Raw genomic sequence first — 6,182 nt, forward strand, 5'->3', positions numbered from 1 at the left:
AAACAAAGACGGTTTTCTGAAGAATTTAAAAAGTCTATTGTCAATGATTTTGAAAGTGGTTAAATTTAGTGTTCTGCTGTTAAACCCAATAAGTAGTATTCGACTTTCAACAATCTGAAATAACACTTAATTAAGAATACAACTACAAATAAAAACCTAAATAATTATAATTACTCGATTAAAGACTTAGCCCATGAAATGGCCTCGTCTAATTCTTCAAATATTCGGAAAGGTTTTTTTAGAAATAACTTTTCAATTTCAGCATTAATTTTTGCTTTGTAATCTTTTGCTATAACACCAAACCCAGCCAAGGTTTCTAGCTTGGAAGTTTCAAAATAAATAGAGGGATCTACTGAATAGGAATTTATGCGATGCGTTAGATACACAAAAGGTTTTTTATGATAGTAATCCAAAGCTTTTTCTACAAGTACATCCTGTAATTTAGCAGTCACACTAACGCCTTCATTCATAACGACTAACATATAGCCATCATAAAAAGTGATAGTGCAAAAATTTAATATTTGTACTTGTGACATACTTAAAATTATAACTTAATAAGTTTGCGGCAAAAAAAACTCCTTTAAAACGATTAAAGGAGTTTTATGATTGTCTAAATGATTTACGACTTCGTGTGCTCTTCAGATTTTTCAATCTTTACACTCAATTTATCAGAGTCACCATCGAGATCCATAATAATGACATCGCCTTCAACAATTTTTGAATTGATGATTTCTTCAGCAAGTGAATCTTCAATATATTTCTGAATCGCACGTTTGAGCGGTCTCGCACCATATTGTTTGTCAAAACCTTTTTCTGCAATATAATCTTTCGCCTTTTTGCTCAACTTAAGCGTATAACCGATATCTTTAATTCTGTCAGTTAATTGCTTTAATTCAATATCGATAATTTTATTGATATCTTCTTTTTCAAGACTATTGAACATCACTACATCATCAATTCTATTTAAGAACTCAGGAGCAAATGCTTTTTTAAGCGCATTTTCAATAACGCTTCTAGTGTTATCATCTGCTTGTGCCGTTCTGGCAGATGTACCAAAACCAACACCTTGTCCAAAATCTTTTAATCTTCTGGCACCAATATTAGACGTCATAATGATGATCGTATTTCTAAAATCAATTTTTCGACCCAAGCTATCAGTTAAAAAACCATCGTCTAATACCTGCAGCAGCATGTTAAACACATCTGGATGGGCTTTTTCTATTTCATCTAATAAAACGACCGCATACGGTTTACGTCTGATTTTTTCAGTGAGTTGACCGCCTTCTTCATAACCAACATATCCTGGAGGTGCACCTACAAGTCTTGAAATGGCGAATTTTTCCATGTATTCACTCATATCAATTCTAATCAAAGCATCTTCGCTATCAAACAACTCTCTAGCTAAGACCTTAGCTAATTGCGTTTTACCAACCCCTGTTTGACCTAAAAAGATAAATGAGCCAATGGGTTTATTAGGATCTTTAAGTCCGGCACGGTTTCGCTGAATGGCTTTAACCACTTTGGCAACCGCTTCGTCTTGACCAATAACTTTACCTTTTATTAAATCGGGTAGTTTTGCTAGTTTGTTACTTTCAGTTTGGGCTATTCTGTTCACAGGAATACCTGTCATCATCGATACAACATCAGCCACATTATCTTCAGTTACCACCTCACGGTGCATCTTAGATTCTTCTTCCCATTTTAGTTGTGCAGTAGATAGCTCTTTTTCAAGTCGCTTTTCATCATCTCTAAGCTTGGCGGCTTCTTCGTATTTTTGTTTTTTAACAACGGTATTTTTAGTTTCTTTTACAGCTTCTAGTTGTTTTTCAAGTTCAATTATTTGTTCCGGAACTTGAATATTGGTGATGTGAACACGCGATCCAGCTTCATCCAAAGCATCTATGGCTTTGTCTGGCAAAAAGCGTTCGGTCATGTATCTATTGGTCAATTTAACACATGCTATTATCGCTTCAGGAGTATAATCAACATTGTGATGTTCTTCGTATTTATCTTTTATATTATTTAAGATTTGAATCGTCTCTTCAACAGTCGTTGGTTCAATTATAACTTTTTGAAAACGACGTTCTAAAGCGCCATCCTTTTCAATATATTGTCTGTACTCATCTAAGGTCGTTGCACCTATACATTGTATTTCGCCACGGGCCAAAGCAGGTTTAAACATGTTTGAGGCATCTAAACTTCCTGTGGCACCACCAGCGCCTACAATAGTGTGGATTTCATCAATAAAAAGAATGATGTCGTCATTCTTTTCAAGTTCATTCATTACGGCCTTCATACGTTCTTCAAACTGACCACGGTATTTGGTACCTGCAACTAAGCTTGCTAAATCAAGAGTTACAACACGTTTATTGAATAAAATACGCGATACTTGTCGTTTAATAATTCTCAAGGCCAAACCTTCGGCTATGGCAGATTTACCTACACCTGGTTCGCCAATAAGTAGCGGATTGTTCTTTTTTCTTCTACTTAATATCTGCGAAACACGCTGTATTTCCTTATCACGACCCACTACAGGGTCTAATTTTCCTTCTTCGGCAAGTATGGTTAAATCTCTTCCAAAGTTGTCTAAAACTGGAGTTTTAGACTTTTTATTAGATTTCGGAGTCGATTGTGCAAAAGGATTTTGCTTTGAATCGTCTTCCTCATTCACGTCATCATCCGAAAAAGATTCTGCTTTTGGGGTATCTAAAAAGTCGTCGTCGTTTGTTATCATTGTTTTAAATTCTTCTTTTACATTATCATAGTCAACCTTAAGTTTGTTGAGTAACTTGGTGGTTGGATCGTTTTCATTCCTTAAAATACACAGCAACAAATGCGCAGTATTTATGGAAGTACTTTGAAAAAGTTTGGCTTCTAAAAAGGTGGTTTTTAAGGCGCGTTCGGCCTGTCTGGTGAGATGTAAATTCTTTTTTTCATTAGAATTAAGAGTCGCTTCAGGATTTGCCGGGCTCAGTATTTCTACTTTGCGTCGCAGTTGGTTAAGGTCTATTTCTAAAGATGTAAGAATATCTATTGCTTTGCCACTACCATCGCGTAACAGCCCTAACATTAAATGCTCAGTACCTATAAAATCATGGCCAAGCCTAAGTGCTTCTTCTTTGCTATAAGCTATTACATCCTTAACTCTTGGGGAAAAATTATCGTCCATGGTATCAAATTATCTGCTATAAAATTAATGAAATTCAACTGTCTCATGGCAATAATTATACCTAATTTAAGATAGTTAGAGCTAATTGATGAAAAAAAAAACATAAATCAAAGAAAATCAAGGTGTATTTATCAACTAAAAAATCATTTGATTTTGTTAATAAAAAGTATCAAAAACTTCCGCTTAAAGTCCTGTAAAACCTATTCAAATGGTTATATTAGCATGTTTTAAAAAAACCTACTAAAAATTAATTAAAAACTTATGGCAGAAGGAGAAAAGCTTATTCCAATTAACATTGAAGATGAGATGAAATCGGCTTACATTGATTATTCAATGTCAGTCATTGTGTCACGTGCATTACCAGATGTAAGAGATGGTTTAAAGCCCGTTCACCGTCGCGTACTTTTTGGTATGCACGAATTAGGTGTGAGATCAAACACCGCACATAAAAAATCAGCTAGAATAGTTGGAGAAGTTTTAGGTAAATACCACCCGCATGGCGATACATCCGTGTATGACGCTATGGTGCGTATGGCTCAGGAATGGAGCTTGCGTTATATGTTAGTGGATGGTCAAGGTAACTTTGGCTCGATAGATGGTGATAGCCCGGCAGCAATGCGATATACTGAAGCGAGAATGCGTCGTATTTCAGAAGATATGCTGGCCGATATAGATAAAGAAACCGTAGATCATAAATTAAATTTTGACGATACTTTAAAGGAACCGACGGTATTGCCAACTCGGATTCCTAATTTATTAGTAAATGGCGCGTCAGGTATTGCGGTTGGAATGGCTACTAATATGCCACCTCATAATTTGGCTGAAGTGGTAGATGGCACCATTGCCTACATTGAAAACGCCGATATTGATATAGATGGTTTAATGCAATACATAAAAGCACCTGATTTTCCTACCGGAGGTATTATTTATGGTTATGAAGGTGTTAAAGAGGCATTCCACACAGGCAGAGGTCGAGTGGTAATGCGAGCCAAAGCAGATATTGAAGAAATTCAAGGAAGAGAATGTATTATTGTAACTGAAATCCCCTACCAAGTCAATAAGGCAGACATGATTAAAAAAACTGCCGATTTAGTAAATGATAAAAAAATGGACGGTATAGCATCGATCCGTGATGAATCGGATAGAAATGGAATGCGTATCGTTTATGTTCTTAAACGCGATGCAGTTTCTAATATCGTGTTAAATAAATTATACAAATACACGGCTTTACAGTCTTCTTTTAGCGTAAACAATATCGCTCTCGTAAAAGGACGTCCCGAAATGTTGAATCTAAAAGATTTAATTCATCATTTTGTTGAGCACCGTCATGAAGTGGTCGTCAGACGCACCACTTATGAGTTAAGAAAAGCTGAAGAACGCGCCCATATACTTGAAGGTTTAATTATAGCCTCGGATAATATTGACGAAGTGATCGCTATTATTCGTGCTTCTTCAAATGCTGATGAAGCGCGCGAAAAATTAATTGCTCGATTTGCGCTTTCAGAAATCCAAGCCAAAGCCATTGTTGAAATGAGACTGCGTCAATTAACGGGTCTAGAACAAGACAAGTTAAGATCGGAATACGAAGAGTTGATCAAAACCATCGAGGACTTAAAAGATATCCTACAGAAAAAAGACAGACGTATGGAAATCATTAAACAAGAACTTCTTGAGGTTAAAGAGCGCTATGGTGATGCACGTCGTTCCGTTATTCAGTATGCAGGTGGCGATTTGAGCATTGAAGATATGATACCTGACGAAAATGTGGTAATCACTATTTCGCACGCAGGTTATATCAAGCGTACACCTTTAAACGAATACAAAACACAAAATAGAGGTGGCGTTGGTCAAAAAGCATCAACCACTAGAAATGAAGATTTCTTAGAGCATTTGTTTGTTGGTACCAATCACCAATACATGTTGTTTTTTACCCAAAAAGGAAAATGTTTTTGGATGCGCGTTTATGAAATTCCTGAAGGTAGTAAAACTTCTAAAGGAAGAGCCATTCAAAATCTTGTAAACATAGAACAAGACGATAAGGTAAAAGCTTTCATTTGTACGCAGGATCTTAAAGACGAAGCTTACATCAATAGCCATTATGTAATTATGGCCACCAAACAAGGTCAAGTTAAAAAAACATCACTTGAACAATATTCTCGTCCACGAACAAATGGTATTAATGCCATTACTATTAAAGAAGATGACGAGTTGTTAGAAGCTAAATTAACCACTGGCGAAAGCCAAGTGATGATTGCGCTGAAATCTGGTAAAGCTATCCGATTTGAAGAAGCAAAAACCAGACCTATGGGCAGAAGCGCATCAGGTGTGCGCGGTATTACCCTGGCAGACAAAAATGATGAAGTAATTGGAATGATTGCTGTTGACGATATGCAAAGTAATATTTTAGTAGTTTCTGAAAAGGGATATGGAAAACGTAGTGATTTAGAAGATTATAGAATTACTAATCGCGGAGGAAAAGGCGTTAAAACCATTTCAATTACCGAAAAAACCGGTAATTTAGTGGCTATAAAAAATGTTACCGACGAAGATGATTTAATGATTATCAATAAATCGGGAATTGCCATAAGAATGGAAGTTAAAGATTTGAGAGTTATGGGAAGAGCAACCCAAGGTGTAAGGCTAATTAATCTTAAAAATAACGATTCAATTGCAGCAGTTGCTAAAGTAATGAAGGATGATGAAGAGGTAAGCGATATCGCAGATTTAGAAAATGGCACAACTCTTGCAAATGATGAACCGGACGATAATAACAACTAAAACCTAAAAACAATGAAAACAAAATTTATAATTGCGGCTGCTATAATTGTTAGTAGCTTTTCATTTGCGCAAAAAGATGAAATAAAAACCATTGAAAAAGCACTAAAAAATAGTGACTTCGCTACTGCAAAATCAGCAACCGTTGCTGCCGATGGTTTAATGTCAAACATGGATGATAAAATGAAAGAAAAGTATTTATTTTAACTTTTCTTAAAGTTTTTGCATAAAAACCCCA

The 6,182-nt window shown here is 35.8% G+C and carries 4 protein-coding genes; 2 read left to right on the plus strand and 2 right to left on the minus strand.

The window, feature by feature from the left end; all coding sequences use genetic code 11:
• Window positions 1–170 precede the first annotated feature (170 nt).
• Window positions 171–536, minus strand: coding sequence for a hypothetical protein (locus V7Z48_RS12840; protein WP_334113990.1), 366 nt, complete (start codon window positions 534–536; stop codon window positions 171–173).
• Between the two features lie 83 nt (window positions 537–619).
• A complete protein-coding gene (locus V7Z48_RS12845) occupies window positions 620–3,169 on the minus strand; it encodes an ATP-dependent Clp protease ATP-binding subunit (RefSeq protein WP_334113992.1) in 2,550 nt (849 codons plus the stop codon).
• A 261-nt stretch (window positions 3,170–3,430) separates the two neighbouring features.
• Between V7Z48_RS12845 and gyrA the strand changes: the two genes are divergently transcribed.
• Complete coding sequence (gyrA, locus tag V7Z48_RS12850) at window positions 3,431–5,947, plus strand: DNA gyrase subunit A (protein ID WP_334113993.1); 2,517 nt, start codon at window positions 3,431–3,433, stop codon at window positions 5,945–5,947.
• Window positions 5,948–5,959: 12 nt separating this feature from the next.
• A complete protein-coding gene (locus tag V7Z48_RS12855) occupies window positions 5,960–6,151 on the plus strand; it encodes a hypothetical protein (protein WP_334113995.1) in 192 nt (63 codons plus the stop codon).
• The last annotated feature ends 31 nt before the right edge of the window (window positions 6,152–6,182 follow it).

This window comes from Paucihalobacter sp., assembly GCF_036825875.1.
GTDB lineage: Bacteria > Bacteroidota > Bacteroidia > Flavobacteriales > Flavobacteriaceae > Paucihalobacter.